The organism is Caulobacter sp. FG121, from assembly GCF_057809815.1.
In genome coordinates this window covers 160,384-184,614 of record NZ_JBMDKR010000003.1, presented here as the reverse complement: position 1 = coordinate 184,614, position 24,231 = coordinate 160,384, and the positions used below count along the sequence as shown (strand labels likewise).

Sequence of the window (24,231 nt, the reverse complement as noted above, 5' to 3'; positions counted from 1 at the left end):
GGACAGGCTGGTAATGTCGGACACGCTCACCACCACCCGCTGGGTCTATGCCTTTGGCGGCGGGTCCGCCGATGGCGACGCCTCGATGAAGAACCTGCTGGGCGGCAAGGGCGCCAACCTGGCGGAGATGTGCTCCATCGGCCTGCCGGTGCCTCCGGGCTTCACCATCACCACCGAGGCCTGCGTCCACTACTACGGCCACGGCGACACCTATCCCGCCGAGCTGGCCGGGCAGGTCGCCGAGGGCTTGGCGACGGTCGAGAATATCACCGGCAAGCGCTTCGGCGACCCGGCCAATCCGCTGCTGGTCTCGGTCCGCTCGGGCGCCCGCGCCTCGATGCCGGGGATGATGGACACGGTCCTCAATCTCGGCCTGAATGACGAGACAGTTCAAGGGCTTGCGGCGCTGTCCGGAAACGAGCGCTTCGCCTTCGACAGCTATCGTCGTTTCATCCAGATGTACTCGAACGTGGTCCTCAACCTGGATCATCACCGGTTCGAGGAGATCCTCGATGACCACAAGGACCGCCTGGGCGTCCACGTCGACACCGACCTGACCGCCGCGGACTGGAAGGTCGTGGTCGGCGACTACAAGGCCGCCGTGCAGCAGGACCTCGGCCAGCCGTTCCCGCAGGATCCCCAGGAGCAGCTGTGGGGCGCGGTCGGCGCGGTGTTCGCCAGCTGGATGAATGACCGGGCCAAGTTCTACCGCCAGAACTTCGGCATCCCGGAAAGCTGGGGCACGGCCGTCAACATCCAGGCCATGGTGTTCGGCAACCTCGGCGACACTTCGGCGACCGGAGTGGCCTTCACCCGCAATCCGTCGACCGGCGAGAACCGGCTGTACGGCGAGTTCCTCGTCAACGCCCAGGGTGAGGACGTCGTCGCCGGCATCCGCACGCCCCAGTCGCTGACGAAGGCGGCCCGCGAGGAGATGGGCGACCGTAACCCGAGCATGGAAGAAGCCATGCCGACGGTGTTCGCGGAGTTCCACGACGTGGCCCGCAAGCTGGAACAGCACTACCGCGACCTGCAGGACATCGAGTTCACGGTCGAGCAGGGCCGGCTGTGGATGCTGCAGACCCGCAACGGCAAACGCACCACCCGCGCTGCCCTCAAGGTCGCCGTGGACATGGCCGCCGACGGCGTGATCACGCGCGAAGAAGCCATCCTGCGCGTCGACGCAGCCGAGCTGGACCAGCTGCTGCACCCGACCATCGACCCCGCCGCCGAGCGTGATGTCGTCACCCGCGGTCTGCCGGCCTCGCCAGGCGCGGCCACCGGCCGGGTGGTGTTCAGCTCGGAAGAAGCCGAACGGCTCGGCAATGCCAAGGAACCGGTGAAGGTCATCCTCGTGCGCCGCGAGACCAGCCCCGAGGACATCAAGGGCATGTACGCCGCCCAGGGCATCGTCACGGCGACCGGCGGCATGACCAGCCACGCCGCCGTGGTGGCGCGTGGCGCGGGCATCCCCTGCGTCTGCGGCGCGACCGACATCCGCGTCGACGCCGACGCCGGTCAGTTCACCATTCGAGGTCGCGTCTTCAAGGAAGGCGACATGATCACCATCGACGGCGCGACCGGCGAGGTGATGGCCGGCGAGACGCCGATGATCGAGCCCGAGCTGGGCGGCGACTTCGATACCCTGATGAGCTGGGCCGACGGCATCCGCCGCCTGAAGGTCCGGGCCAACGCCGAGACGCCCAATGACGGCCGCACCGCCCGCCAGTTCGGCGCCGAGGGCGTGGGCCTGTGCCGCACCGAGCACATGTTCTTCAACGAGGACCGGATCACCGCCGTGCGCGAGATGATCCTGGCCGATGACGAGCAGGGCCGCCGCGCGGCGCTGGCGACCATCGCGCCGTTCCAGAAGGCCGACTTCGTCGAGCTGTTCACCATCATGGAAGGCCTGCCGGTGACCATCCGGCTGCTCGACCCGCCGCTGCACGAGTTCTTCCCGACGGGCGAGGATGACCTGAAGGCCGTGGCCGACACGCTGGGCATCACGCTCGACGCCATCGAGCAGCGCCTGCTGGTGCTGCACGAGTCCAACCCGATGCTCGGCCACCGCGGCTGCCGCCTCGGCATCAGCTATCCCGAGATCTACGAGATGCAGGTCCGGGCGATCATGGAAGCGGCCTGCGCGATCGCGAAGTCGGGCAAGCCGGCGCCGGTGCCGGAGATCATGCACCCGCTGGTTGGCAAGGGCGAGGAGATGGTCTTCCTGCGCAAGCTGACTGACCGCACGGTGAAGGCCGTCCTGGAAGAGCAGGGCCTCGATCTGGCCTACCAGGTCGGCACGATGATCGAGCTGCCGCGCGCGGCCCTGCGCGCCGCCGACCTGGCCGAGGCCGGCGCCGAGTTCTTCAGCTTCGGCACCAACGACCTGACCCAGACGACGTTCGGCATCAGCCGTGACGACGCCGGCAAGTTCCTCAATGCCTATATCGAGAAGGGCATCTTCGAGCAGGACCCGTTCGTTACCCTCGACCAGGACGGCGTCGGCGATCTGATCCGTATCGCCGCCGAACGCGGCCGGGCCGTGAACCCGGGTCTGAAGCTGGGCATCTGCGGCGAACACGGCGGCGACCCGGCCTCGATCGCCTTCTGCGAAAGCGTCGGCCTCGACTACGTCAGCTGCTCGCCCTTCCGCGTGCCGATCGCGAGACTCGCGGCGGCGCAGGCGGTGCTGAACAAGCGGTAGAGAATCCTCCCCATCGGGGGAGGTGGCTCGCCGAAGGCGAGACGGAGGGGGTCACCCGGGCCGTCGGCCGCCGATCTCGTGCAGGATCGTGTGCAACGCTGAATTCAGATCGGTCAGCACATAGCGCGCGGGCAATCGAAGGGTGCGGATCCCGCTCTCCGCGAGCCAGCGATCACGGTAGGCGTCCCGTTCCTGTCGATCACCGACATAGTGGCTCGCGCCATCAACTTCGACGGCCAGCTTCGCTTCGGCGCAGTAGAAGTCGAGAATGAAGGGCCCGATGGGATGCTGTCTTCGAAAGCGAAGACCTTCGAGCCGACGACCCCGAAGTTGCCGCCACAGCAGAACCTCCGGTAGGCTCAGTTCCCTTCTGAGCTCCTTGGCCAACGAACGAACTTGTGCGGGTGCATCCATTGCGACCGCCGCCATGAAAATACGCGTTGAAATATTTGAAATGTAGCGGTGCGCGCAAGGATTGTGTGGATAGGATTGCGACTTGAGCGGACCCCCTCAGTCGGCTTCGCCGACAGCTCCCCCGAGGGGGGAGCATCTTTCACTCGTCACCCCCACCCGCGAGCATCTCCCGGCCTACGTCGCCGCGCTCGAACGCGGCTGGTCGCCGGACAATGTGCGCGGCAAGGCGGCGGCCGATGAGCAGCTGGCGAGCATCGAGGTTGATGCGGACGGGTTTCTCGCGGGTCTGGACGATCCGGACGCCAGGGGCGGGCCGATTCCGCAGCCGGACGGCAGTTTCAGCGAGCGCCTGCCCGGGTTCCACCGCTGGATCCGGGACGGTGAGTTCTGCGGTTCGATCAGTCTCCGCTGGCGCCCGGGTACGGAGGCCCTGCCGCCGACCTGTCTGGGCCACATCGGCTATGCGGTGGTTCCCTGGAAGCAGGGGCGGGGGCATGCGTCGGCTGCCTTGGGGTTGCTGCTGCCGCGCGCGCGCGAAACCGGCCTGCGCTGGGTCGATCTGACGACCAACCCTGACAACATCCCGTCGCAATGGGTCATTCAGAACAATGGCGGGGTCCTTGTCGGGCCCTTCGACAAGCCGGCGGTCTTCGGCGGCGGAACCGGCCTGCTCTGGCGTATAACCTTCTAGGCCGCGACGCCGAACAGCGTCCCGACGCCGGCTGTCGCCGCCATGGCAAGGGCCCCCCAGAAGGTCACGCGCGCTGTGGCCTTGAGGATGTCGGCTCCGCCGGCCTTCGCGCCGATGGCGCCGAGCAGCGCCAGGAAGGCCAGCGAGGCTACGGATACCGCCACCGTCAGGCTGCCCAATGGGAACAGGAACACCATCAAAAGCGGCATGGCCGCCCCGACTGAAAAGGTGGCGGCGGAGGTCAGCGCCGCCTGGATCGGCCGGGCCTGGGTGATCTCGGAGATGCCCAGTTCGTCGCGGGCGTGGGCCGCCAGAGCGTCGCCGGCCATCAGCTGACTGGCCACCTGGACGGCGAGATCCTCGGTCAGGCCGCGACTGACATAGATGGCGGCCAGCTCGCGGTGTTCGGCCTCGGGATCCACGGCCAGTTCCGCGGTCTCACGGGCCAGATCGGCCTTCTCCGTGTCCGACTGGGAGCTGACGGATACATACTCGCCCGCCGCCATCGACATCGCGCCGGCCACAAGGCCCGCGATGCCGGCCACCAGCACTTCGGGCTTGCCCCCGGCAGCCGCCGCGACGCCGACGATCAGGCTGGCGGTCGAGACGATGCCGTCGTTGGCGCCGAGCACGGCGGCGCGCAGCCAGCCGATGCGGGCGACCAGATGGCTCTCGGCGTGGGATTTCAGACGGCTCATGGCGCGGCGCTCCGGGCCGCCAGTGTGTTGGCGACCTTGATCCACAGTACGGCCGACAACGGGAACAGCTGAATGATATTGCTCAAAATCAGGGGCCAACTGCCGATCATCACGCCGTAGACGGCCCACAGGACGATCGCGCCGGTGTAGGCGCTCTGGGACACCAGCGAGATGCTGGCCGTGTCCCGCGTCCGGATCGTGCGGATCGACTGGGGAAACCAGCACAGCGTCGAGGTCGCAGCGGCGACAAATCCGATGGCTTCAGCAACGGGCGTGGTCAAGGCGGGTTTCTCCGGGCGCCAACGGCCCGCAGCCATCATCGCGCGAGTCGCGACGGCAACGGGCAGGCTATTGGCTCCCGGACCCCGGACAGGTCCTACGCGTTCGCTGACATGCCTTCGGGGGGCGTCTGGGTGATGGCGCCGATATGGCGGAGCCGGCGGACCATCCGGGTCAGGTCGGCGCTGCTGCGCTGCTGTACGGCGAGTTCCCGCCTGCGCTGCTCGCCCGGCTCCGTCGTGGCCAGCCCGAAGGCCAGGCTTTTCTGAAACAGCCAGCTGTTGCGGACCAGGGCGAGGAGGTTGCGCCGAACGGTCTCACGCGGAATGCCGAGCCTCGCCGCCAGGGCGCTGGCGGTGACCGTCTGGCGGGCGGACGTAGGCGGCGGGTCGTCATGGTCGGCATAGACCACTGTCGGGCCGTCGCTGAAGTGGAACGCTGTGCTGTCGGCCATCGCCAGAAACAGATAGGCCCCCATCAGCGAGGTCGGCGTGACGTAAGCGCGCAGGTCGACCGTGCCGCGCAGGACGTGCTGGGTGACAATGCGGACCGCCCCCCACATCGCCGGGAAGGGGACAGCAGACAGCCGCTCGGCGCTGGCTAGGCCCGCGCATTCACCTGCCGCCAACCTCTCGATGGCGTCGCCGAGCGCGGTCATGTAGCGCATCAGCATCGGCCTGAACCTCGGGTCCAGCATGGTTTCCGGCGCGATCATGAGCCCGGCCCTGGTGGCCTGAATGAGACCTTCCTCCACGAGCAGCTTGACCTTCACGCGGGTGGTTTCGCGGGGAAGCCCCAGGGATTCGGCCACTCTCTGGACCCGGATCGGCCGGCGCAATTCGTCGGGAAAGGTGGTGTGAGCGTATAGCCGGGACAACGCCGGGTCATCGTCGAGTACGCCGACGTTGGCGGCGGACACCGCGGCGAAGATCAGGCTTTTCTCAAGGTCGCCGTTCAGGGCTTCGCAGGTGGCCTGGATGATTTCCAGGTTCAGGCGGATGTTGGTCCGGAGAATGTGCCTTAGGTTCATATCCGCACGGGGTTCGAGGGGCGTCGAAAGACCCCTATCACACCGATGGAATCGCAAGCCTTGATCCAAACAGGTGCTGGCCCTCGAGGGTCAGGCCCCACCGATGACTGTCTTCGCCAAAGGGAAGATGGAGCAGGCTGCGGGTTCGCCTGGACTGGGCGACGGCCGCGAGGTGCGCATGGAAGGCGTCATAGATGGCCTGCTTCTGGCCCGCCGATGCGCGGAGGCTTCGGCCGGTGCGCCGGGAGGCGATGAAGTTGCAGACCTCGTCACGATGGGCCTGGCCGCGGAAGTGGAGCAGGGCTTCGACGATCTCGGCGATGATCGGGTCGACCCGCGCGGGGCGACGGGCGGCGGCGGCTTTCCGGGGCGCTGGATAGGCGATGACGTTGGACATTGCGAAGGCTCGAGCAGGATCGTTCGTCTAAGAGGCGTGCGGCTCAGGCAGTGTCGAGTCGACGGGCGCCAGATTTGGGCGCCGCCTGGTCGCGACTTTGCTTCACGCTGGCCGGCCGGGCGGCCGTGACCGGAAATTCACCTGACAAGTCGGCTCGGTCGTGGCCTCCTGCGCGCAATTGAACCGGGGAGGAACGCGCGCCATGGCCGCGATGACTGCAACATTCGACGCTGCGGCGGAGACCGCAAGGTATCTGGCGACGCTGTCGCCGGAAGCTCACGCCAAGGCCACGGCCTACACGCAGGGCGGCCACTGGCTGCTGTTGTGGGGCACGTTGATCGCCATCGCCGTGTCCTGGATCATCGTCCGCACGGGCGTCCTGTCCCGGATCAGCAAGGGCAAGGCGGGCTGGCTGCCCGTCCTGGCCGTGGTCCCGGTCTGGTTCGTTCTGGATTCGCTGCTCAACCTGCCCTGGTCGGTCTACAGCGGCTGGTGGCGTCAGACCCAGTACGGCCTCAGCAGCCAGGCCCTGTCAGGCTGGTTCGAGGACTGGGGCAAGGGCCTGGGCGTCGGCCTGATCACCAACATTATCCTGTTCAGCGTGATCTACTGGGTCATGCGCCTCTCGCCCAAACGCTGGTGGCTGTGGGGTGGGCTGGTCTCGAGCGCCTTCCTCGTCTTCGCCATCGTCCTGTCGCCGGTCCTGATCGAGCCGATGTTCAACAAGTACACCCCGGCCCCTCCGGGAGCGGTCCGGGACACGGTCGTCGAGATGGCCAAGGCCAACGGTGTGCCGTCGGACAAGATCTTCATCTACAACGGATCCAAACAGTCCAATCGCTATACCGCCAACGTATCGGGGATGTTCGGCTCGGCGCGGGTGGCGATGAGCGACACCATGTTCCAGAAGGGCGCCGATATCGCCGAAGTGCGCGGCGTGGTGGGTCATGAGATGGGCCACTATGTGCACATGCACGCCCTGTGGTTCGCCGGGGCGTTCAGCCTGATGGCCATGCTGGGCTTCTGGCTGGCCAACCAGCTGTTCCCCCTGGCTTCCCGACTCATGAGATCGGGCGTGGAAAGCATCGCTGACCCGGCGGGCCTGCCGGTGCTGACGGCGGTGCTGGCGGTCCTCAGTCTGTTGGGAACGCCGTTGCAGAACAGCGTCATTCGCCTGGCCGAGGCTGACGCGGACAACTTCTCGCTGCAGCGGGTCAACGAGCCTGACGGCCTGGCCAAGGCGCTGGTCAAGACCATCGAGTACCGCGCGGCGACGCCCGGCAAGCTCGAGGAGATCCTGTTCTACGACCATCCTTCGGTCGGCTGGCGCGTTCGCAACGCCATGGACTGGAAGGCCGCTCACATGAAGCCGGACGTGGTCAATGTGGACCTGACGCCGGTGGCGGCCGAACCGGCGCCGAAGTAGCGTTGCAAGATTCCTCCCCCGTCGGGGGAGGTGGATCGCCGCGAGGCGAGACGGAGGGGGTCCGCTCAGGTCGTGGGGGACTCCCTCAGTCAGCTTGTTCGGGTCTACAGCTCCCCCAAGGGGGAAGCATCCGGCCGCCTATCGCTTCCTGACGAACACCGTGCCGGCCGAATACCCGGCGCCGAAACTGCAGATCAGGCCGGTCTCGCCCGCCCCGAAGTCTTCGTTGGCCCGGTGGAAGGCGATGATCGACCCGGCCGAGCTGGTGTTGGCGTAGGTGTCGAGGATGATGACATTCTCTTCCGGCGTCGGGTCGCGGCCCAGCACCCGGCGGCCGATCATCTCGTTCATGTTGATGTTGGCCTGATGCAGCCACAGGCGCTTGAGGCCCGTCGGGTCGATGCCGAGGTCGGCGGCGTGGTCGACGATCATCTGGCTGACCATCGGCACGACCTCGCGGAACACCTTGCGGCCTTCCTGGACGAACAGCTTGTCCCTGGCGCCGATCCCCTCGGGGGCGGCGTTGTTGAGGAAGCCGAAGTTGTTGCGGATGTTGTTCGAAAACTGGGTCTTCAGGCGGGTGCCGAGGATATCCCAGCCACCCTCTGCCTGGTCGGCGGCCTCGACGATCACGGCCGTCGCCACATCGCCGAAGATGAAGTGGCTGTCGCGGTCCTTGAAGTTCAGATGGCCGGAGCAGATTTCCGGGTTGACCATCAGCACGGCCTTCGCCGAGCCGCCGGCGATGAAATCCGCCGCCGTCTTGATGCCGAACGTAGCGCTCGAGCAGGCCACGTTCATGTCGAAAGCAAAGCCCTCGATGCCCAGCGCCTGCTGCACTTCGATAGCCATGGCCGGATAGGCGCGCTGCATGTTGGACGCGGCGCACAGAACCGCGCCGATCTCGCTGACCGGCTTGCCCCACCGGGCGATGGCTTCCCGGGCCGCGGCGACCGCCATCTCGGCGAGGATCGAAATCTCCTCGTTCGGACGCTCGGGAATGACCGGCCGCATGATGTCAGGGTCGAGGATGCCGGCCTTGTTCATGACGAACCGGGCCTTGATGCCGGAAGCCTTCTCGACGAACTCGGCGGAGGAGGGGGTTAGCGCCTCGACCGTTCCGGCCGCGATTTCGGCGGCGCTGGCGGCATTGAACCGCTCGACATAGGTGTTGAAGGCCTCGACCAGTTCGACGTTGGAGATGCTCTGTTCGGGTGTGTAGAGCCCGGTGGCGGCAATGACGGCCTGATGCACGATCGTTAGGTCCCGACGATTTTGACTGTTGGCGGCTTGATAGCGCAGCGCGGCCTCGCAGGGAAACACAGGGCGGATTTGCGATGCAGATGAACCGCGCGCCGGACCGCCGCTTGCGTGCCATTGTCGCAACACCTGTTTCCCAAATGGCACGGATTGGGCCCGACAATCCTTGACGTCGTGGCCTCGCGTTGCGACCTTTCCGTGAACGCGCCCCGGGGGGGCGCCCGAAAGGGGATACCCGTATGAAGAAGATTCTTTCCGCCGCCGCCGTGGCCGCCGCTCTGCTCGCCGCTCCCGCGATGGCCCAGGCTGCCGACGTTTATGGCAGCATCGGCCTCGGCACCGTTGACTCCAGCCCGGTTCGTCTCGGCGCCGTTCAGGTTCGCGGCGGCCTGCAACTGACCCCGTTCATCGGCGTCGAAATCGAAGCTGCCAAGGGCATCTCCGGTGACAAGGTGTTGGCCACGGACATCGACATGTCCAGCGAAGCCGGCGTGTTTTTGACCGCTCGCTGGAACTTCGCCGAAAAGGGCGCGCTGGTCGGCCGGGTCGGCTACGCCCAGGCCAAGTTTGAAGCCTCGATCGGCCCGGTGACGGTGTCCGACACGCAGGACGGCGCGGCCTTTGGCCTTGGTCTCGAAGGTCAGGTCTCGGACAACAACAGCCTCCGCCTCGACTGGACCCGTTATGCGTTCTCCACCGACGCTGACGCCTGGACCGTGGCGCTCGTCCACAAGTTCTAGTCGTTCCATCGACTGACTTTCAGGAAGGCCTCTCCCGGCGACGGGGGAGGCCTTTTTGCTGTCCACGGCTGTGGCCTCCGGGCAACGCTACAAACCGGCCTCATTCCGTCCGCCGAACCGCCTCCTGCGCGCCGCGTTTGAATCCTAGGTCCGAAGGGCTGGGGAGCTGAAAGCGTCTAGGAGTACAAGACGATGAAGTCTCTCATGATGGCGGCCGCAACGGCCGCGTTTACCGTGGTCGCCGTTCCCGCCGTGTCCCATGCCCAGGACGTCTACGTTACGGTCGGATATGCCAATGCCGACACGGACGCTGGCAAACTCGGGGCGCTGCAGGCTCGCCTGGGCTACAGGTTCACGCCCAATGTCGGTGTCGAAGGCGAGGCCTCGTTCGGGGTCAAGGACGACAACACCGGCGGCGTGAACGTCAAGCTGAAGGACGAGTTCGGAGCCTATGTGGTCGGCTTCGTGCCGGTGACGCCCCAGGCGGAAGTGTTCGCCCGCGTGGGCTACAGCACCACCACGTTCGATACCTCGCTCGGGGACCAGGATCGGGACGGCATCGCCTATGGTGTCGGGGGCCAGTACCACTTCACCGACAAGGATGGCGTGCGCCTCGACTGGACCCGCCACGACTATGACGCCGGCAATGCCGACGTTTATGCCCTGTCCTACACGCGCAAGTTCTGATCGCGACCGATCGGTTCGAACCGGTAAGCCCCTTCCGGCGACGGAAGGGGCTTTTTGGTTGACGTCGGCCGCCTCGCGGGGACACTCCCCGCCGGGGAGACGGCGCAACCGTGAACGAGCAACTGATAAAACTCGCCGCTTCGGCAGGCTTCGTGGTCTTCATGATCATCGTCGCGGGGCTGGCGCGCATCGCAAGGCCCGTGGCGCCGCTCGATGAGTCGTCCGCGCGCGACCTGCTGGCCGCCGAGTTTCCTGACCGTACGCCCGACCTGCTCTGGGTCGCCGGCGATGGCGCGGGCGTCGTGGCGCGGGCCGGAGCGGACGCGCTGGTCCTCTACAGGCTCGGCGACTCCTGGGTCGCGCGGACAATGCCGTGGCGGCTGGCGCTGGCCGCGCCCGTACGACGGGGCAAGGTTCTCCTGAAACTGCGCGATCCCGCTGCGCCGATGGCCCGCCTCGCCGTCAGCGGCGTGACGCCCTGGCCCCCCGAAATCCTGCAGGAAGGCCTGGCCGCATGACCCTCGATCCCATCAAACCGGCCTTCAATCCTGTTGACCTTGCCGTGCCGATGTTCGTCGTCACCATCGTGGCGGAAATCCTGCTGGCGAAATTCCGCAAGGTCCGCGCCGTCTACGAGGTCCGGGACACGGCGACGTCGCTCGGCATGGGGTTCGGCAGTTCCGTCGCCGGCGCTTTGACCGCCGGAGCGATCTTCGTCGTCACGATGTGGGCCTATCAGCATCGCCTGTTCACCCTGCCCATGAATGCCTGGTGGGCCTGGGTGGCGGTCTTCTTTCTCGAGGACCTGACCTACTACTGGTTCCATCGCATCTCGCATGAGCGGCGGTTCTGGTGGGCCAGTCACGTCAACCACCACACCTCGCAGCACTACAATCTGGCGACCGCCCTGCGGCAGACCTGGACCGGCGGCGTGGCGGGCACCTGGCTGTTGTGGATTCCGCTGATCCTGCTCGGCTTTCCGCCGGCGATGGTCGCGATCCAGAAGGGGATCAGCCTCGTCTACCAGTACTGGATTCACACGGAGGCGATCCGGCGGTTCCCGCGCTGGTTCGAGGGGGTGTTCAACACGCCGTCACATCACCGCGTCCACCACGCGCGCAATCCGCGCTACCTGGACTCCAACTACGCCGGAATCCTGATCATCTGGGATCGCATGTTCGGCACCTATGTGCCCGAGCTGGACGAAGAGCCCTGCCGCTATGGCGTCGTGCACAATCTAGGCGATTTCAACATCTTCCGGGTGGCCTTTCACGAATGGATGGCCATCGGCAAGGATCTGGCCGGGTCCCGGTCGCTTCGCGAGGTCGTCGGCTACCTGTTCGGTCCGCCGGGCTGGAGTCCCGACGGCTCGCGCGACACCTCGGCGACCTTGAAGGCGAAGTGGCGTGCGCGTGAAGCGGGGGCGGTCAGTCCCGAAGCAGCGGCAGAGACAGTCCCCCTGCAGGCCGCTGAGTAAGCAGCTCGCGGCGAAACCGGAACAGTTCGGCCGGTCGGCCGCCCGTCTCGGTATCCATGCGACCAAGGCCTTCTACGAGGTCAATACGCTCGACCACCCGGCGGAAGTTCTGCTTGTGCAGCGGCACGCCCGCGATCGCCTCGACGGCCCGTTGAAGCGCCGACAGCGTGAACTCCGGCGGCATCAGTTCGAAGACGACCGGCCGGTATTTGGTCTTGCCACGCAGCCGACCCAGGCCCGTGGCCAGAATGCGCCGGTGATCCGACAGCATCGGCTCGCCGAGGGCCGCGGACAGGGCGCGGGGTTCAATGGTCGACTCGCCGCGTTCGCGGGCGCGATCCCGATCGGCCTCCGGCGCCAGGCCGGCTTCGTAGAGTAGCTCGTAGCGGTCGAGCACCCGCTCCTCGTTCCAGCGTGCGTCGTCGAGCGCGAACAGCAGGCGGGCGCGGGCCAGCCTCGCCTCGTCCTTGCCGGCCCAGGCGCGGAGCGCCGGGGCGATCGCTTCGTCAATCAGGGCGGGGCGGCCCAGGCGCCAGTCTTCCCATGGGAAAAATCGCGTCCAGGGGGCCCAGGCGCTGTCCGGCGCGTCGGTATCGATAGCGCTTGGCGTGAGCGCCAGATAGCCGACCGACACGACCCGCGCGGCGCCTGCCCCGATCTCGGCGCGCGGCGCGTCCCGTCCCTTGTTGCCGAAGGTGTAGAGCTGTTCGACGTAGCCGAGATCGAACCGGGTCTGCTCCGTCACGAAGTCGCGCAGGGCGATTTCAAATGTCCGGTGTTCCTCCGGATCGAACGGCCCGAACGGCAAACCCGCCAGACTGGTCACGCGATCCGTGGCCCGGTCGTGCGGACGCACCGTCAGAACCACCGCTTCGCCGCCGCGAATGGCCATGATGACGGCGGAGAGGCCGATAACGACGGATTGGGACATGCGACGAGGGGCTGGAGGTCAGGAATCAGCCATTAGCCGAGCCGGGCAATGGCGTCACCTGGACCTTACTAGCCCAAAGCTCCCAATCCCTAGCCCCTAGTCCTTTACGTGCGTCCGGGGCCGGTCGCCGCCGTCGGATCGTTCGGTCTTCCATTCGCCGCGCTCGGTTTCGTAGCTGATTGTCTCGTCGTGACCGCCGACCCTCTGCTCGGCCGCCGCGCGATACGCCGCGCGCGAGGCTGCTTCGTGAGACGGAAAGGTCTCCGAGAACACGTCGCCGACCTTGTAGGCCCAGCCGCCGTCATGTTCGACGATTTCGTAGGTGACTTCAGACATGGCAGGTCTCCGTGATTGTCCGGGACCAACGTCCCGGACGCCGCACCGTTGCCGACCGCCTCCGTCCTATTCGGTATCGAACGCCGCCTGTACGGGTTCAAAACCGGCCGCTTCCGACAGCACATGGAAGCGGTGGACGTAACGCTTCTGGGCTTCGCTCGGGGGCTGCGGGTCGATGACAAGGCTGTACCCGGGCGGCGGCGCGCCGAAGATGACCAGGGCCTCCTCATGACCAAACCCGGCCAGCTGCGTGGCCTCGAAGAAGGCGCAGGCGCGGTCGGCCTGTTTGATCAGTGTCTTGATCGCCGCGGGCGTCTTGGCCGGCAGGCCGAAACGGGCGTGGATGGCGTGCTCCAGGCGCTCCTCGAAGTCCCTGTAGTTGACCCCGAGCGCCGCTTTGAACGGGCTGATCATGTCGCCGATCACGTACTCCGACGCGTCGTGGAGCAGGGCTGCCAGCCGCCATTTGGGATCGACGGTAGGCTGGATATGGGCCACCAGTTCCTCGACCACCATCGAGTGCTGGGCAACCGAAAAGCCGTGTTCACCAATGGTCTGACCGTTCCAGCGGGCGACGCGGGCCAGGCCGTGGGCGATGTCCTCGATCTCGATGTCGACAGGCGAGGGATCGAGCAGATCCAGGCGTCGACCGGACAGCATGCGTTGCCAGGCCCGTGGCGCCGACTTTCCCGCGCGCGTGCTTCGCAGCCCTTTCGCCACCCGTTCGTTCCTTACATTGGCAGGGCGTTTCAACTGGCGCATTGGTTGATAAAGATCAATGTCTGCGGGTGCTCTAGCGATCACGGTTCGGTTTGAAGGAGACTCTCTAATGAGCTGGGCGAGGATCATGGCGCCGCTCGCGGGCGGAGCCCACGACGCGGAACTTCTAAAGGCGGCGGTTGCGCTTGCGACGCCGTTCAAGGCCGAGGTCGCTGCGGTGCATGCGCCGGCCGACATCGCCGACCTGATGCCATGGATGGGCGAGGGGTTCATGGGCGGTGTTCAGATCACCGCCATGGACAGCCTCAAGGAGGCCGCGGCCGAAGGCGAGCGCATGGCTCGCGGAGCTGTCGAGGCCTGCGGCTACGACAAGGCGACCCTGATTTCGCTGGAATCGCCCGTCTGGGCCGGGCTTTCGATGGAAAGCCGGCTGTCCGACGTCGTGGTGTTCGACACCGAGGCCGCGCGCGGGAGGGGCCCGCTGGCCGAATCGTTCCAGCAGATCGTCGCCGATGAGCAACGCCCCGTCATCGTCGCCCGCCCGGGACTGAAGACCGGCGGCGTCGCCGTAGTGGCCTGGGACGGCGGCAAGGAAGCCAGTCGCGCAGCCCGCACAGCCTTGCCCCTCCTCGAAAAGGCCAGTCGAGTTGTCATTCTGGCGGCCCCCGCCGCCTCATCGCGGACCTTCGAGGCCACGCGTCTGCAGGCATTCTTCGCCGCGCGCGGCGTAACCGCGGATGTCGAGTTGCTGGAGGGGTCAGGCGACGCGGCTCACCTGTTGCTGGGTGCAGCCGAGCGGGCCTCCGCGAGTATTCTGGTCGCCGGCGCCTTCGGCCACCCGCGGCTTCAGGAATACATTTTCGGCGGCACCACGCGCACCCTGCTCAACAACGACGGACCGTCGCTGTTCCTGTCGCACTGATTTCAGAGAATTGAGGATGACCATGACGCTTTCGCGCATCGTGCTGCGCCTTGCGCGCAATCCCGGCACCGAGTTCGCGGACGGAGACGACCACCGCGGCTATAGCCTCGTCGCGCCGCTCTCGGCCGACGGACGGCTGGACGTGGCGAGCTATGCGGCGCATCGCGCCGACTGTTCGGTTCGGCGCTTCGCGCCCGACGAAGACGCCGTGACAGGCGTTCTGAAGCACCGGGGTCAGACTTGGTACTTCGACTATGACGCCGCCGACGACGCTGACAACGAACCGGTTCACCGCCTGGGTGAGCACCGCTTCGTTGTCGGGGAATACGTCTCCGTGGCCGACGAGGACGGCCGGATGCTGGCCTACAAGGTGACCGAGGTCACTCCGACCCGATAACGATGTTGGCGTTGCGTCGGCCGCCGACGTTGTGGCGGACCAGGGCGTCGACGTCGGCGAAGGTGTCGTCATCGCTATGGTGGCCGCGTTTCGCCTTCAGTGTGGCGATGACCAACGGTCCACCGCGCGGGCCGCGGGCCTCGTAGCCGACCACGGCCCAGTCTCCGGTGGTCTTGTCGCTGGCCAGAATGAAGCGTGAATAGACGCCGCCGTCGTCATGGCGGCGCCGGCGGCTCTCGCTCTCGACCTTCGTTCCGTTGACCTCGACATTGCGCTGGACGCGGATCTCGGCGCCGTCGTCGTTGGCCTGGATGCTGGGCCCGCCGGCCCCGCCGACCTTGACGTTGGCCGAGTCCCCGGATGTCTGGATGGAGATGCCGGGCAGACTGATATCGACGTCGTCGCCGCTGTTCGCCGTGGCCCCCTCCGCTGGACCGGCCACGGCCGGCTGAGCCTTTGGCATGAGCGCGCGGAGCTCGGCCTCGACGGGTGACAGGACTGCCACGGCGTTGCCGTTCTCCAGTTTCGCGAGCTTCAGCGTTACCTCGACCCCGTCCGCGGCATAGGCGCAGCTCAGGCCATCTGGCGACGCGGTCGTCAGCTTCAAGCGGCCCTGGGTCGCGGGACAATCGAGTCTGCTGATCACCTTCATCTCGCGAGCGGCATGCTGACGGGCGGCGTCGGGGTGGTCGCAGGCGGCCAGGGCCAGGGCGGTGCAGCCGGTGGCCAGCAGGGCGATACGGTTCATGTCGGAAGTCCCTCGGGAGCTATCTTGTAATGCAAGAGTGCTGCGCCTGGTCCGGACCGTCCAGTGAAATCGCGGTAACGCTGCGACATGAAAAAGGGGGCGGGACACTTGCGCGTCCGCCCCCGTCTCCAGCCATTGAAGGCGCTATGCCCTCGACGTTTACTGCCCCGGACGCGTGTTTCCCGAGCCTTCTCGGCGGGCCAGGAAGGCCAGGCGCTCGAACAGATGGACGTCCTGTTCGTTCTTCAGCAGGGCGCCGTGCAGCGGCGGGATCAGCTTGGTGGGATCCTTTTCGCGCAGCATGGCCTCGTCGATGTCCTCGACCATCAGAAGCTTGAGCCAGTCGAGCAGTTCGCTGGTGGACGGCTTCTTCTTCAGGCCCGGCACCTTGCGCATGTCGTAGAAGATGCGCATCGCCTCGGCGACCAGCTTCTCCTTGATGCCGGGGAAGTGGACGTCGACGATTTCCTGCATCACCTCGGCTTCCGGGAAGCGGATGTAGTGGAAGAAGCAGCGGCGCAGGAAGGCGTCCGGCAGTTCCTTCTCGTTGTTCGAGGTGATGATGATGATCGGGCGGACCTTGGCCGAGATCGTCTCGCCGGTTTCGTAGACGAAGAACTCCATGCGATCGAGCTCCTGCAGGAGGTCGTTCGGGAACTCGATGTCGGCCTTGTCGATCTCGTCGATGAGCAGGACGGGGCGCACGTCGCTGGTGAACGCCTCCCAGAGCTTGCCCTTCTTGATGTAGTTGGTGACGTCCTTGACGCGCTCGTCGCCGAGCTGGCTGTCGCGCAGGCGGGTCACGGCGTCGTACTCGTACAGGCCCTGGCTGGCCTTGGTCGTCGACTTGATGTGCCAGGTGATCAGCGGCGCGCCCATAGCCTTGGCCACTTCGTAGGCCAGCACCGTTTTGCCGGTGCCCGGTTCGCCCTTGATGAGCAGCGGGCGCTCCAGCGCGACGGCGGCGTTCACCGCGACCTTCAGGTCCTCGGTGGCGATGTAGTTGGACGTGCCTTCAAAACGCGAGCTCATGTCATCCCCTGGGCGCGCTTTCGCGCATTCGAACAAACGTTCAATTCAGGGGGCAGACTAAAGCCCAATCCGCGACATTCAACCCGGTTTCGGCGGACCGGACATGACCGGTCCGCCGGCCGTTCAGTCCGCGCCGGGATTGATGGATACCGGGTCGCTGGCGGGGAAGGTCTCTTTCAGGCCCTTGTCGAGCTGATGATCGACATGGGGATCGGCATCTTCGGCGATCTTCTCGGACGGATCGACCGGTGTGTCCTTGGGGTCAACAGGGGTTTCATGGGTCACGGGAAAAACTCCGAAAGCGCGGGCGAACATCGCCCGCCACTCCCGGAATCAACCCTCGGCTCAGGCCTTGGTTCCTGCCGCGAGCCGGTCCGTAAGCGCTTCGGCCATCGCCTGCATGGCCGGACCCCACTGGCCCAGCGCGGGCGGCCGGAACACCCGCGTCTGCGGATACCAGGGGTATCGGTCAGTTCCCAGGAGGGGCCAGGCGCCCGGCGTCGAGAGCAGCCACAGCGGCGCGCCGCTGGCGCCGGCGAGGCAACTGGTGGCGTTCGAGGGACCCATGACCAGATCCAGCGCGCAACAAAGCGCGGCCACGTCGTCCAGGTCCTTCTTCAGGTCGATCTCCGGAGGAGACCAGATCTCGACCCCGAGATCACGTCGCGCGGCTTCGAGCTCGGCGGCGCAGTCGCCATATTGCAGGTTGACGAAGGTCACGCCCGGAACGGCCAGAACCGGCTTCCACTGGTCAAACGGCGAGTAGAACCGGTGGCGGGCGCCGGCCTGGATCAGGCTCTTCCAAAGGAGGCCCACGGTGGGGCCGGCGGGAACCTGTGACCGCCACCAGGCGACACGCTCGGGATCGGGCTTCAGGAACCCGGTCCGGTCGGGATAGGCCGCGACGGTCGGGCGAAACCGTCGCAGCATCGAGGCGATCGGCGAATAGACGTCAAGCGTGCCGTGGTCGTGGATAAAGGGCGCGCCGCGCACGGTGTGCCCGTCGACATTCCAGGTGCTGTGAGGCCCGACATCCGCGGTCGGGAATGACCGCTGGAACAGGGACACGAGCCGGGGCTCCACGGCGATGTACAGTTTCCCCGAAGGTCCGAGGGCTTCCAGCACATCCGGAATGATGTTCGCGAACATGACCTCGTCGCCGAGCCCCTGTTCGCCCATGATCAGCAGCGTCTTGCCCGCGAGATCTGTGTCAGGCGTCCAGCGCGGCGCTTCGATCATGAAATGGGTGACGTCGGCGAAGGCCGGGTTCAGACGCACTTCGTAGTCGTCCCAGCCCTCGGCGATTTCCCCGCGGGCGATGCGGATGGTCGAACGGGCGAGAAGCATCATAAGCCGCTCGTCCTCGCTCATCGGCGAGGCGAGGGCGGTCTGGCAGTCGTCCAGCGCGCCGTCCAAATCGCCCAGCACCAGCCGGGCGTTGCCGCGATTGTAACGGGCCTTGGCGAAGGCGGCGTCCTGGCTGAGCGCTTCATCGAAGAAGGTGACCGACATCTGCGGGTCGCCTTCCTCGCCGACGACTGTGCCCAGGGTATTCCACAACAGCGGGTTCTTCGGGTGGGCGGCGATGGCGGGCTTGAGAATTTCGATCGCCTCGGCGAAGCGCATCTGGTCGCGCAGCGCACAGGCCAGGTTGTTGGCCCCCTCGTGCGACGTCGGATGTAGCGTGAGGTAGTGCAGGAACAGCTTTTCGGCCGTTTCCTTCAAGCCCATGCGATAGGCGAGGCGGCCCATGTCATTGGCCACTTCCGCATGGTTCGGGATCAGGGTCAGGGCCGTTTCATAGCAGCGTACGGACGAGGCGAAATCACCGGCTCGTTCACGGGCGATGGCCAGCAGGTACCAGCCAAAGCCGTTCCGCTCGTCCATTTCCAGGGCCTTGATGGCAAGGTCTCCGCCCCGCTGGAAATCGTCGGCCTGCAGAGCCGCCACGGCATCCTGCAGCAGGGGCTGCACGGCCAGAGCGCGCAATTCGCCGACCGCTTCATTGAGGCGGGCGAGGGCGTCCCTGGAGCCGGCCTGACCGCTTGCCGCGCCGGCCATTCGGAGGCGCGTCGGAACAGCCGGGGAGTCCGGAAAGCCGAGCGCCGCGGCCGAGGCGGCGGACTTGGCGGCGGGTTGCGGAGGCATGCGGACAGCGCCCTTCCAGGTGACTCAAGGCAGGCGCTCAGATCACCTGTTTATGCTTAATCCCGACTTAAGGCCGGCTCCGCGACCGGATGCCGCACAACATCCCGTTAACCATGCGCCTTTAGCCTTCCTTCAACAGGGCGGGCGGATTCTCGACGAAAGTTGGCGACCGCGCCGCACGCCACCCGGAGATCGACTGTCGTGCCGTTGAAACTGTCACTGAAGCCCGGTGAAAGGTTTGTCCTCAACGGCGCCGTCGTTCAGAACGGGGATCGGCGCGGCGTCCTGATCCTGCAGAACAAGGCTTCAGTCCTTCGCGAGAAGGACATCATGCAGGAGGAGGAGGCTGTCACACCGGCGCGTCACGTCTACTTCCCGGTGATGATGATGTACCTCGATGAGGCCAATGCGCTGAAATACTACGACGAATTCGTTCGTCGCCTGTCGGAGTTCATGGGCGTTATCCGCAATCCGGACGTCCTGGCCGACTGTGTCGCCATCTCCCGCCACGCCATGGCGCGCGAATACTACAAGGCGCTGATGTTGTGCCGGAAACTGATAGAGTACGAAGACGAGAGGTTGGGTAATGGGGCTGCAGGCGTATCAGCAGGCCGCGGCGCGGACTGAAAACCCGCGCGACGCCGAGTATCGCCTCTTCGGTCAGGTTACGCGCGCCCTGCTTCAGGCCGCGGATGTGCCTCCGGAAGACGTTCGCGGTCGTATCGACGCGCTCGACTGGAACCGGCGCCTGTGGTCCGCCCTGGCGACAGATTGCGCCGACCCCCAGAATGTTCTGCCCGAAGGGCTCAGGGCCCAGATCATTTCCCTCAGCCTGTGGGTCAGCCGGCACACCAGCGCCGTCATCCGCCGTGAGGAAGAGATCGCGCCGCTGATCGATATCAACCGCATCATGATGCAGGGCCTGTCCGGTCAGACCGAGGCCGCCTGACGTCGATTTTGCCGCCGTGCGCGATGCGTCCGGCAAAAGTTACCGTGTAGTCGGAACGTCTCTGCCCATGGCGGGGCTGCCCCCGTTTTGGTGTAGTAAAGCTCAATAAATTCAAGCCCGAAAATCGTTCACATGACGATGTTCGATGGCGCGCGCCTTGCGAGGTGATGCGTGGGCAAGAACGCCCGCCCGGCCAAAAGGCCGTGATCCCCCGACCAGAATGGAAGGACCGCCGATGCTCAGCAATTCGGTGAATACCAACGTGGGCGCAATGGTTGCGCTCCAGAACCTCAACGCGACCAACATGGAACTGTCGCAGACCCAGTCCCGCGTGAACACCGGCAAGAAGGTGGCGTCGGCGAAGGATAACGGAGCGATCTGGGCTATTGCCCAAACGCAACGTGGCACTTCCCAGGCCCTGAACGCCGTGCGGGATTCGCTTGATCGCGGTTCGTCCACAATCGACGTGGCGATCGCGGCAGGTGAATCGGTCTCCGACTTGCTGTTGCAGATGAAGGAAAAGGCCCTGGCGGCGTCGGATGCTACGCTCGACACCACCAGCCGGTCCGCACTGAACGAGGACTTCAAGGCTCTGCGGGATCAAATCTCCAAGGCCGTGTCGAACGCCGACTTCAATGGGAGCAATCTCATCAAGACCGGCGCTACGGCGATTGCAGCTCTCGCCAATGCGGATGGAACGTCGAAGATCACTGTCGCCGCCGAAGTCATGGCGCTTGGCGGTGCGATCGTGACGGTGGCCGCGACGGGAACGATCGGCACCGTGACCACGGCCACGGCGATGATCACGACGGTCTCCACCTCCATCACCAACACCGGCGCGGCTCTCGCTCGTCTGGGCACCAAGTCCAAGGCGTACGACAGCCACCGCACCTTCGTCGGCAAGCTGCAAGACAGCCTCGACGCGGGCGTGGGCAATCTCGTTGACGCTGACCTCGCGAAGGAAAGCGCCAAGCTCCAGGCTCTGCAGACCAAGCAGCAGCTCGGGATCCAGGCGCTCTCGATCGCGAACTCGTCATCGCAATCGCTGCTGTCACTGTTCCGAGGATAGGTCGCGAAGCCGGGCGGAGGCACCCTCCGCCCGGCAGCCTTTTGCCGGGTCACCCGGCAGAAGTTGCTTACCATGCCCGAAGGTCGGCAGAAAATGCCGGGGCCATATGTCCCTAACAGACCTATAACCCAATTAAATCAATAAATTAGACGATCCTGGCGAGATGGCCAAAGTGGCCCGGCGATTGCTTCCTATCCAAGCGGACAAAATGTCCCCGGCCGTCAAAATGACGTCGGACACCTGGAAAAGGGAATATCGTCATGGCGCTGAACAGCGTTAACACGAACACGGGCGCAATGGTCGCCCTGCAGAACCTCAACGCCACCAATGCTTCGCTGGACACCGTCCAGAGCCGCATCAACACCGGCAAGAAGGTTGCTTCGGCCAAGGACAACGGCGCCATCTGGGCCATCGCCCAAACCCAGCGCGGTACGTCGCAGGCCCTGAACGCGGTCAAGGATTCTCTCCAGCGCGGTCAATCCACCATCGACGTCGCCATCGCCGCCGGCGAAACCGTTTCCGATCTGCTCGTGCAGATGAAGGAGAAGGCCCTGGCGGCTTCGGACACCACGCTGGACACCGCCAGCCGTTCGGCCCTCAGCGAAGACTTCAAGGCGCTGCGTGACCAGATCGCGAAGTCGGTGACCAACGCGGACTTCAACGGCTCGAACATGATCAAGGCTTCGGGCGCCACCATCACGGCCCTGGCCAACGCGGATGGCACCTCCAAGATCACCGTCGCGGCCCAGTCGCTGGCTCTCGGCGGCGCCAACGTCACCGTCGCCGCCACGGCGTCGCTGAGCACCGCCACGATCGCGGCCGCTCTGGTGACCACGGTCAGCACCTCGATCACCAACGTCGGCGCGGCTCTGGCCAAGCTCGGCACCGGCTCGAAGTCGCTGGAAGCTCACCTGAGCTTCGTCGGCAAGCTGCAAGACAGCCTCGACGCCGGCGTGGGCAACCTGGTTGACGCTGACCTCGCGAAGGAAAGCGCCAAGCTGCAAGCCCTGCAAACCAAGCAGCAGCTGGGCATCCAGGCGCTGTCGATCGCCAACTCCTCGTCGTCGGCCCTGCTCGGGCTGTTCCGCTAGGCAAGCGTGGGGGCGGGCGTCTGACGCCCGTCCCCTGTCGCGGAGGCGGAGGCCGAAAGGTCTCCGCTGGCCGCCAACAGGAGGGTCGTCGGCCGAAAAGGGTCGACGCCAGGAGACATGAAAAGCACCATCGCACCCGTTCTGCCGATCCAGGACGCCGCGGTCTTTGTCGCGACACCCGTTGTTGCGCCGGATACCGCTGCCGCGCGGCCGGAAGCGCCCCGCCAGAATGCCGACCTTCGCCTGATCATTGAAGAAGACCAGGCTTCGGGAACCTTCATCTACAAGACCCTCGACCGCCGGACCGGCGAAATCGTGAAGCAGTTCCCTCGGGAGCAGGTCATTCGATTGAAGGACACGGCGTCCTACGCCCCTGGCGACGTGATCGACGCCCAGTCCTAGCGGATCTCCGCACCGGTCCAGACGGGCCGCTCCGAAGTTTTCACCGACGTCGCGCCGCGACGGCGGCCGTCATGGTTTACCGATATTAACCATAAGCGAACGTTCTCCCGCCTAGATTTCGAAGGGGCGGCTCGGTGAGTCGCGTCACGTCGAGAAACGCCGTGCGAGGAGAAGCTCATGTCGATCAGCGTCCATACCAACCAATCTGCGCTGGTTGCGCTTCAGAACCTCAACAAGACGAACGATGATCTGGCGGGCGCGCAAAACCGCATCAGCACCGGCCTGAAGGTTCAGGGCCCCAAGGACAATGCTTCGGTCTGGGGCATCGCCCAGGCGCAACGCGCTGACGTCGGCGCGCTTGGCGCGGTCAAGATGAGCCTCGATCGGGCCCAGTCGATTTCCGATGTGGCTATATCAGCCGGCGAAACCATTTCCGACCTGCTCATTTCGATGAAGGAAAAGGTCACCGCGGCGATGGACCCGTCGCTGGACACGGTGTCGCGGACCGCTCTGAATGCCGACTACAAGTCTCTGCTGCGGCAGATTACCCAGGTCGCCGGCGACGCGGAGTTCGATGGCGCCAACCTGCTGGACAATTCGCTGGGCGCGGGCATCCGTTTCCTCGCAAACGCCGACGCCAACTCGTTCATCACCCTGAGCGCCAAGAACATGTCTCTTGGCGGGGCGATCATCACCATGAGCGCGACCTCGTCGATCGGCACGATGACGTTGGCCACGACGATCCAGGGTTTGCTGACGAGCTCCATTTCAAACGTCAACCAGGCGCTGGGCGACCTCGGGGCCCAGTCCAAGCAACTCGAGGCCCACAACAAGTTCGTATCCAAGCTGACCGACACCCTGAACTCGGGCATCGGAAACCTGGTCGACGCCGACCTGGCCAAGGAAAGCGCGCGCCTGCAGGCCCTGCAGGTCCAGCAACAGCTCGGCGCGCAGGCGCTGTCGATCGCCAACCAGGCGCCGCAGATCATTCTGTCGCTGTTCAAGGGGTGAGCCCGGCGGTGGCGGCGGCCTCTGGCCCCGCTGAGCCGCGCAGGGGCGACGAGGCAGCTGCATGATCGAGCTTCGCGATCTTCTTCCACAAGACGAGGAGCGCCTTTTCCAATGGCGCGCCGAACCCGATGTCGCGCGCTGGATGTCGGACGCCGATGTTTCAGGGCGAGGCGCACACCGGGCCTGGTTTGATCAGATCCAGAGCGATCCGGACATCAAGGGCTGGCTCATCCAGAGCGGCGGACGCCCCGCCGGACTGCTGACATTGACGGGCCTCGCCGGCCATCATCGGCGCGCGGCGTGGAACTGGTTCATCGGCGATCGCGAGGCGCGTGGTCGCGGCGTGGGGCGGGCGGCGCAGGTGCTGGGGCTTGATCAGGCCTTCCTGGGCCTTGGCCTTCACAAGGTGTGGGCCGAAGTGATGGCCGACAACGACGCCGCGATGAAGGTCCAGACCGGAGCCGGTTTCCGCCGTGAGGGCTATCTGCGCGGTCATGTCCTGAAAGCGGGTGCGCCGCGTGACGTGGTCATGCTCGGCATTCTTGCGGAAGAATGGGTCGCGCTTGCGCCGGGCGCGCGGCGAAACCTCGTCTCGGCGGGGCTGATCGCCGCCTGAGCGATCCTTCCTCTGGCTTTGCGCCTTAACCCGCTGTCAGCCCTTGTCGGTCATGC

General features: G+C 65.7%; 29 protein-coding genes. 16 read left to right on the top strand and 13 right to left on the bottom strand.

All coding sequences use genetic code 11. The features are described from left to right. Positions 1-13 precede the first annotated feature (13 nt). Complete coding sequence (gene ppdK, locus ACODSL_RS09730) at positions 14-2,704, top strand: pyruvate, phosphate dikinase (RefSeq protein WP_488900483.1); 2,691 nt, start codon at positions 14-16, stop codon at positions 2,702-2,704. Between the two features lie 51 nt (positions 2,705-2,755). Here ppdK and ACODSL_RS09725 read toward each other — a convergent pair whose 3' ends face one another. Beyond that, complete coding sequence (locus ACODSL_RS09725; RefSeq protein WP_488900482.1) at positions 2,756-3,133, bottom strand: endonuclease domain-containing protein; 378 nt, start codon at positions 3,131-3,133, stop codon at positions 2,756-2,758. Positions 3,134-3,200: 67 nt separating this feature from the next. Here ACODSL_RS09725 and ACODSL_RS09720 point away from each other — a divergent pair, with 67 nt between their 5' ends. Next, positions 3,201-3,809, top strand: a complete 609-nt coding sequence (locus tag ACODSL_RS09720; RefSeq protein ID WP_488900481.1) for a GNAT family N-acetyltransferase — start codon at positions 3,201-3,203, stop codon at positions 3,807-3,809. On the opposite strand, the gene ACODSL_RS09715 is transcribed toward ACODSL_RS09720, so the two are convergent. The 4 genes from ACODSL_RS09715 to ACODSL_RS09700 all read right to left on the bottom strand — a co-directional run bounded on the left by ACODSL_RS09715 (position 3,806) and on the right by ACODSL_RS09700 (position 6,213). Continuing rightward, the gene (locus tag ACODSL_RS09715) at positions 3,806-4,507 is read right to left on the bottom strand and encodes a VIT1/CCC1 transporter family protein (protein ID WP_488900480.1); all 702 of its coding nucleotides are present in this window, start codon (positions 4,505-4,507) and stop codon (positions 3,806-3,808) included. The two genes, ACODSL_RS09720 and ACODSL_RS09715, sit on opposite strands and share 4 nt — an antisense overlap. Next, the gene (locus ACODSL_RS09710) at positions 4,504-4,788 is read right to left on the bottom strand and encodes a SemiSWEET family sugar transporter (protein ID WP_488900479.1); all 285 of its coding nucleotides are present in this window, start codon (positions 4,786-4,788) and stop codon (positions 4,504-4,506) included. Before ACODSL_RS09710 ends, ACODSL_RS09715 begins: the two co-directional genes overlap by 4 nt. A 95-nt stretch (positions 4,789-4,883) precedes the next feature. Next, positions 4,884-5,816, bottom strand: coding sequence for a hypothetical protein (locus ACODSL_RS09705; RefSeq protein ID WP_488900478.1), 933 nt, complete (start codon positions 5,814-5,816; stop codon positions 4,884-4,886). 37 nt (positions 5,817-5,853) lie between these two features. Further along, positions 5,854-6,213, bottom strand: coding sequence for a hypothetical protein (locus ACODSL_RS09700; RefSeq protein WP_488900477.1), 360 nt, complete (start codon positions 6,211-6,213; stop codon positions 5,854-5,856). A gap of 202 nt (positions 6,214-6,415) precedes the next feature. On the opposite strand from ACODSL_RS09700, the gene ACODSL_RS09695 reads away from it, so the two are divergent. Next, the gene (locus ACODSL_RS09695; protein WP_488900476.1) at positions 6,416-7,639 is read left to right on the top strand and encodes a M48 family metallopeptidase; all 1,224 of its coding nucleotides are present in this window, start codon (positions 6,416-6,418) and stop codon (positions 7,637-7,639) included. Positions 7,640-7,777: 138 nt separating this feature from the next. Here ACODSL_RS09695 and ACODSL_RS09690 read toward each other — a convergent pair whose 3' ends face one another. Continuing rightward, entirely contained in the window at positions 7,778-8,893 is a 1,116-nt protein-coding gene (locus ACODSL_RS09690; RefSeq protein ID WP_488900475.1) for a beta-ketoacyl-ACP synthase III, read from the bottom strand. Positions 8,894-9,138: 245 nt separating this feature from the next. Between ACODSL_RS09690 and ACODSL_RS09685 the strand changes: the two genes are divergently transcribed. The 4 genes from ACODSL_RS09685 (at position 9,139) to ACODSL_RS09670 (ending at position 11,803) form a co-directional block, all read left to right on the top strand. Next, a complete protein-coding gene (locus ACODSL_RS09685; RefSeq protein ID WP_488900474.1) occupies positions 9,139-9,639 on the top strand; it encodes an outer membrane beta-barrel protein in 501 nt (166 codons plus the stop codon). Between the two features lie 192 nt (positions 9,640-9,831). Next, positions 9,832-10,326, top strand: a complete 495-nt coding sequence (locus tag ACODSL_RS09680) for a porin family protein (RefSeq protein WP_488900473.1) — start codon at positions 9,832-9,834, stop codon at positions 10,324-10,326. A gap of 110 nt (positions 10,327-10,436) precedes the next feature. Continuing rightward, complete coding sequence (locus ACODSL_RS09675) at positions 10,437-10,844, top strand: hypothetical protein (protein ID WP_488900472.1); 408 nt, start codon at positions 10,437-10,439, stop codon at positions 10,842-10,844. Then, positions 10,841-11,803: a sterol desaturase family protein gene (locus ACODSL_RS09670; protein WP_488900471.1), complete on the top strand. Its 963-nt coding sequence runs from the start codon at positions 10,841-10,843 to the stop codon at positions 11,801-11,803. The genes ACODSL_RS09675 and ACODSL_RS09670 overlap by 4 nt, the downstream gene beginning before the upstream one ends. On the opposite strand, the gene ACODSL_RS09665 is transcribed toward ACODSL_RS09670, so the two are convergent. The 3 genes from ACODSL_RS09665 to ACODSL_RS09655 form a co-directional block, all read right to left on the bottom strand. After that, positions 11,754-12,734, bottom strand: a complete 981-nt coding sequence (locus ACODSL_RS09665; protein ID WP_488900470.1) for an NUDIX hydrolase — start codon at positions 12,732-12,734, stop codon at positions 11,754-11,756. The two genes, ACODSL_RS09670 and ACODSL_RS09665, sit on opposite strands and share 50 nt — an antisense overlap. 96 nt (positions 12,735-12,830) lie before the next feature. Further along, positions 12,831-13,070: a hypothetical protein gene (locus ACODSL_RS09660; protein ID WP_488900469.1), complete on the bottom strand. Its 240-nt coding sequence runs from the start codon at positions 13,068-13,070 to the stop codon at positions 12,831-12,833. Between the two features lie 66 nt (positions 13,071-13,136). Next, complete coding sequence (locus ACODSL_RS09655; protein WP_488900468.1) at positions 13,137-13,790, bottom strand: YfbR-like 5'-deoxynucleotidase; 654 nt, start codon at positions 13,788-13,790, stop codon at positions 13,137-13,139. A 109-nt stretch (positions 13,791-13,899) separates the two neighbouring features. On the opposite strand from ACODSL_RS09655, the gene ACODSL_RS09650 reads away from it, so the two are divergent. Together ACODSL_RS09650 and ACODSL_RS09645 are read left to right on the top strand one after the other, a co-directional pair. Beyond that, positions 13,900-14,712, top strand: a complete 813-nt coding sequence (locus ACODSL_RS09650) for a universal stress protein (protein WP_488900467.1) — start codon at positions 13,900-13,902, stop codon at positions 14,710-14,712. Positions 14,713-14,734: 22 nt separating this feature from the next. After that, positions 14,735-15,109, top strand: coding sequence for a hypothetical protein (locus ACODSL_RS09645; protein ID WP_488900821.1), 375 nt, complete (start codon positions 14,735-14,737; stop codon positions 15,107-15,109). Here the strand turns inward: ACODSL_RS09645 and ACODSL_RS09640 are convergent. The 4 genes from ACODSL_RS09640 to ACODSL_RS09625 form a co-directional block, all read right to left on the bottom strand. Continuing rightward, positions 15,093-15,857, bottom strand: coding sequence for a hypothetical protein (locus ACODSL_RS09640; RefSeq protein ID WP_488900466.1), 765 nt, complete (start codon positions 15,855-15,857; stop codon positions 15,093-15,095). The two genes, ACODSL_RS09645 and ACODSL_RS09640, sit on opposite strands and share 17 nt — an antisense overlap. Positions 15,858-16,016: 159 nt before the next feature. Continuing rightward, on the bottom strand, positions 16,017-16,889 hold the full coding sequence (locus ACODSL_RS09635) for an AAA family ATPase (protein WP_488900465.1): 873 nt from the start codon (positions 16,887-16,889) through the stop codon (positions 16,017-16,019). Positions 16,890-17,012: 123 nt separating this feature from the next. Then, positions 17,013-17,204, bottom strand: a complete 192-nt coding sequence (locus tag ACODSL_RS09630) for a hypothetical protein (RefSeq protein WP_488900464.1) — start codon at positions 17,202-17,204, stop codon at positions 17,013-17,015. A 30-nt stretch (positions 17,205-17,234) separates the two neighbouring features. Beyond that, a complete protein-coding gene (locus ACODSL_RS09625; protein ID WP_488900463.1) occupies positions 17,235-19,037 on the bottom strand; it encodes a tetratricopeptide repeat protein in 1,803 nt (600 codons plus the stop codon). Positions 19,038-19,238: 201 nt separating this feature from the next. Here ACODSL_RS09625 and flbT point away from each other — a divergent pair, with 201 nt between their 5' ends. The 7 genes from flbT (at position 19,239) to pseH (ending at position 24,175) form a co-directional block, all read left to right on the top strand. Further along, the gene (flbT, locus tag ACODSL_RS09620; RefSeq protein WP_488900820.1) at positions 19,239-19,664 is read left to right on the top strand and encodes a flagellar biosynthesis repressor FlbT; all 426 of its coding nucleotides are present in this window, start codon (positions 19,239-19,241) and stop codon (positions 19,662-19,664) included. Then, positions 19,624-19,986 (top strand): flagellar biosynthesis regulator FlaF, encoded by a 363-nt coding sequence (gene flaF / locus ACODSL_RS09615; RefSeq protein ID WP_488900462.1) that lies wholly within the window; start codon positions 19,624-19,626, stop codon positions 19,984-19,986. Before flbT ends, flaF begins: the two co-directional genes overlap by 41 nt. A 235-nt stretch (positions 19,987-20,221) precedes the next feature. After that, a complete protein-coding gene (locus ACODSL_RS09610) occupies positions 20,222-21,055 on the top strand; it encodes a flagellin (RefSeq protein ID WP_488900461.1) in 834 nt (277 codons plus the stop codon). A 260-nt stretch (positions 21,056-21,315) separates the two neighbouring features. Beyond that, positions 21,316-22,146, top strand: a complete 831-nt coding sequence (locus tag ACODSL_RS09605; RefSeq protein WP_488900460.1) for a flagellin — start codon at positions 21,316-21,318, stop codon at positions 22,144-22,146. A gap of 117 nt (positions 22,147-22,263) precedes the next feature. Continuing rightward, complete coding sequence (locus ACODSL_RS09600) at positions 22,264-22,548, top strand: hypothetical protein (RefSeq protein ID WP_488900459.1); 285 nt, start codon at positions 22,264-22,266, stop codon at positions 22,546-22,548. Positions 22,549-22,725: 177 nt separating this feature from the next. Further along, positions 22,726-23,559, top strand: a complete 834-nt coding sequence (locus ACODSL_RS09595) for a flagellin (RefSeq protein WP_488900458.1) — start codon at positions 22,726-22,728, stop codon at positions 23,557-23,559. 61 nt (positions 23,560-23,620) lie between these two features. Beyond that, positions 23,621-24,175, top strand: a complete 555-nt coding sequence (pseH, locus tag ACODSL_RS09590) for a UDP-4-amino-4,6-dideoxy-N-acetyl-beta-L-altrosamine N-acetyltransferase (protein ID WP_488900457.1) — start codon at positions 23,621-23,623, stop codon at positions 24,173-24,175. The last annotated feature ends 56 nt before the right edge of the window (positions 24,176-24,231 follow it).

Bases quoted from the DNA above. Each gene is read 5' to 3' on its own strand.
- ppdK (WP_488900483.1), top strand. From the start codon at position 14: ATGTCGGACACGCTCACCACCACCCGCTGGGTCTATGCCTTTGGCGGC.
- ACODSL_RS09725 (WP_488900482.1), bottom strand. From the start codon at position 3,133: ATGGCGGCGGTCGCAATGGATGCACCCGCACAAGTTCGTTCGTTGGCC.
- ACODSL_RS09715 (WP_488900480.1), bottom strand. From the start codon at position 4,507: ATGAGCCGTCTGAAATCCCACGCCGAGAGCCATCTGGTCGCCCGCATC.
- ACODSL_RS09705 (WP_488900478.1), bottom strand. From the start codon at position 5,816: ATGAACCTAAGGCACATTCTCCGGACCAACATCCGCCTGAACCTGGAA.
- ACODSL_RS09700 (WP_488900477.1), bottom strand. From the start codon at position 6,213: ATGTCCAACGTCATCGCCTATCCAGCGCCCCGGAAAGCCGCCGCCGCC.
- ACODSL_RS09695 (WP_488900476.1), top strand. From the start codon at position 6,416: ATGGCCGCGATGACTGCAACATTCGACGCTGCGGCGGAGACCGCAAGG.
- ACODSL_RS09685 (WP_488900474.1), top strand. From the start codon at position 9,139: ATGAAGAAGATTCTTTCCGCCGCCGCCGTGGCCGCCGCTCTGCTCGCC.
- ACODSL_RS09680 (WP_488900473.1), top strand. From the start codon at position 9,832: ATGAAGTCTCTCATGATGGCGGCCGCAACGGCCGCGTTTACCGTGGTC.
- ACODSL_RS09670 (WP_488900471.1), top strand. From the start codon at position 10,841: ATGACCCTCGATCCCATCAAACCGGCCTTCAATCCTGTTGACCTTGCC.
- ACODSL_RS09665 (WP_488900470.1), bottom strand. From the start codon at position 12,734: ATGTCCCAATCCGTCGTTATCGGCCTCTCCGCCGTCATCATGGCCATT.
- ACODSL_RS09660 (WP_488900469.1), bottom strand. From the start codon at position 13,070: ATGTCTGAAGTCACCTACGAAATCGTCGAACATGACGGCGGCTGGGCC.
- ACODSL_RS09650 (WP_488900467.1), top strand. From the start codon at position 13,900: ATGAGCTGGGCGAGGATCATGGCGCCGCTCGCGGGCGGAGCCCACGAC.
- ACODSL_RS09645 (WP_488900821.1), top strand. From the start codon at position 14,735: ATGACGCTTTCGCGCATCGTGCTGCGCCTTGCGCGCAATCCCGGCACC.
- ACODSL_RS09640 (WP_488900466.1), bottom strand. From the start codon at position 15,857: ATGAACCGTATCGCCCTGCTGGCCACCGGCTGCACCGCCCTGGCCCTG.
- ACODSL_RS09635 (WP_488900465.1), bottom strand. From the start codon at position 16,889: ATGAGCTCGCGTTTTGAAGGCACGTCCAACTACATCGCCACCGAGGAC.
- ACODSL_RS09630 (WP_488900464.1), bottom strand. From the start codon at position 17,204: ATGTTCGCCCGCGCTTTCGGAGTTTTTCCCGTGACCCATGAAACCCCT.
- ACODSL_RS09625 (WP_488900463.1), bottom strand. From the start codon at position 19,037: ATGCCTCCGCAACCCGCCGCCAAGTCCGCCGCCTCGGCCGCGGCGCTC.
- flaF (WP_488900462.1), top strand. From the start codon at position 19,624: ATGGGGCTGCAGGCGTATCAGCAGGCCGCGGCGCGGACTGAAAACCCG.
- ACODSL_RS09610 (WP_488900461.1), top strand. From the start codon at position 20,222: ATGCTCAGCAATTCGGTGAATACCAACGTGGGCGCAATGGTTGCGCTC.
- ACODSL_RS09605 (WP_488900460.1), top strand. From the start codon at position 21,316: ATGGCGCTGAACAGCGTTAACACGAACACGGGCGCAATGGTCGCCCTG.
- ACODSL_RS09600 (WP_488900459.1), top strand. From the start codon at position 22,264: ATGAAAAGCACCATCGCACCCGTTCTGCCGATCCAGGACGCCGCGGTC.
- ACODSL_RS09595 (WP_488900458.1), top strand. From the start codon at position 22,726: ATGTCGATCAGCGTCCATACCAACCAATCTGCGCTGGTTGCGCTTCAG.
- pseH (WP_488900457.1), top strand. From the start codon at position 23,621: ATGATCGAGCTTCGCGATCTTCTTCCACAAGACGAGGAGCGCCTTTTC.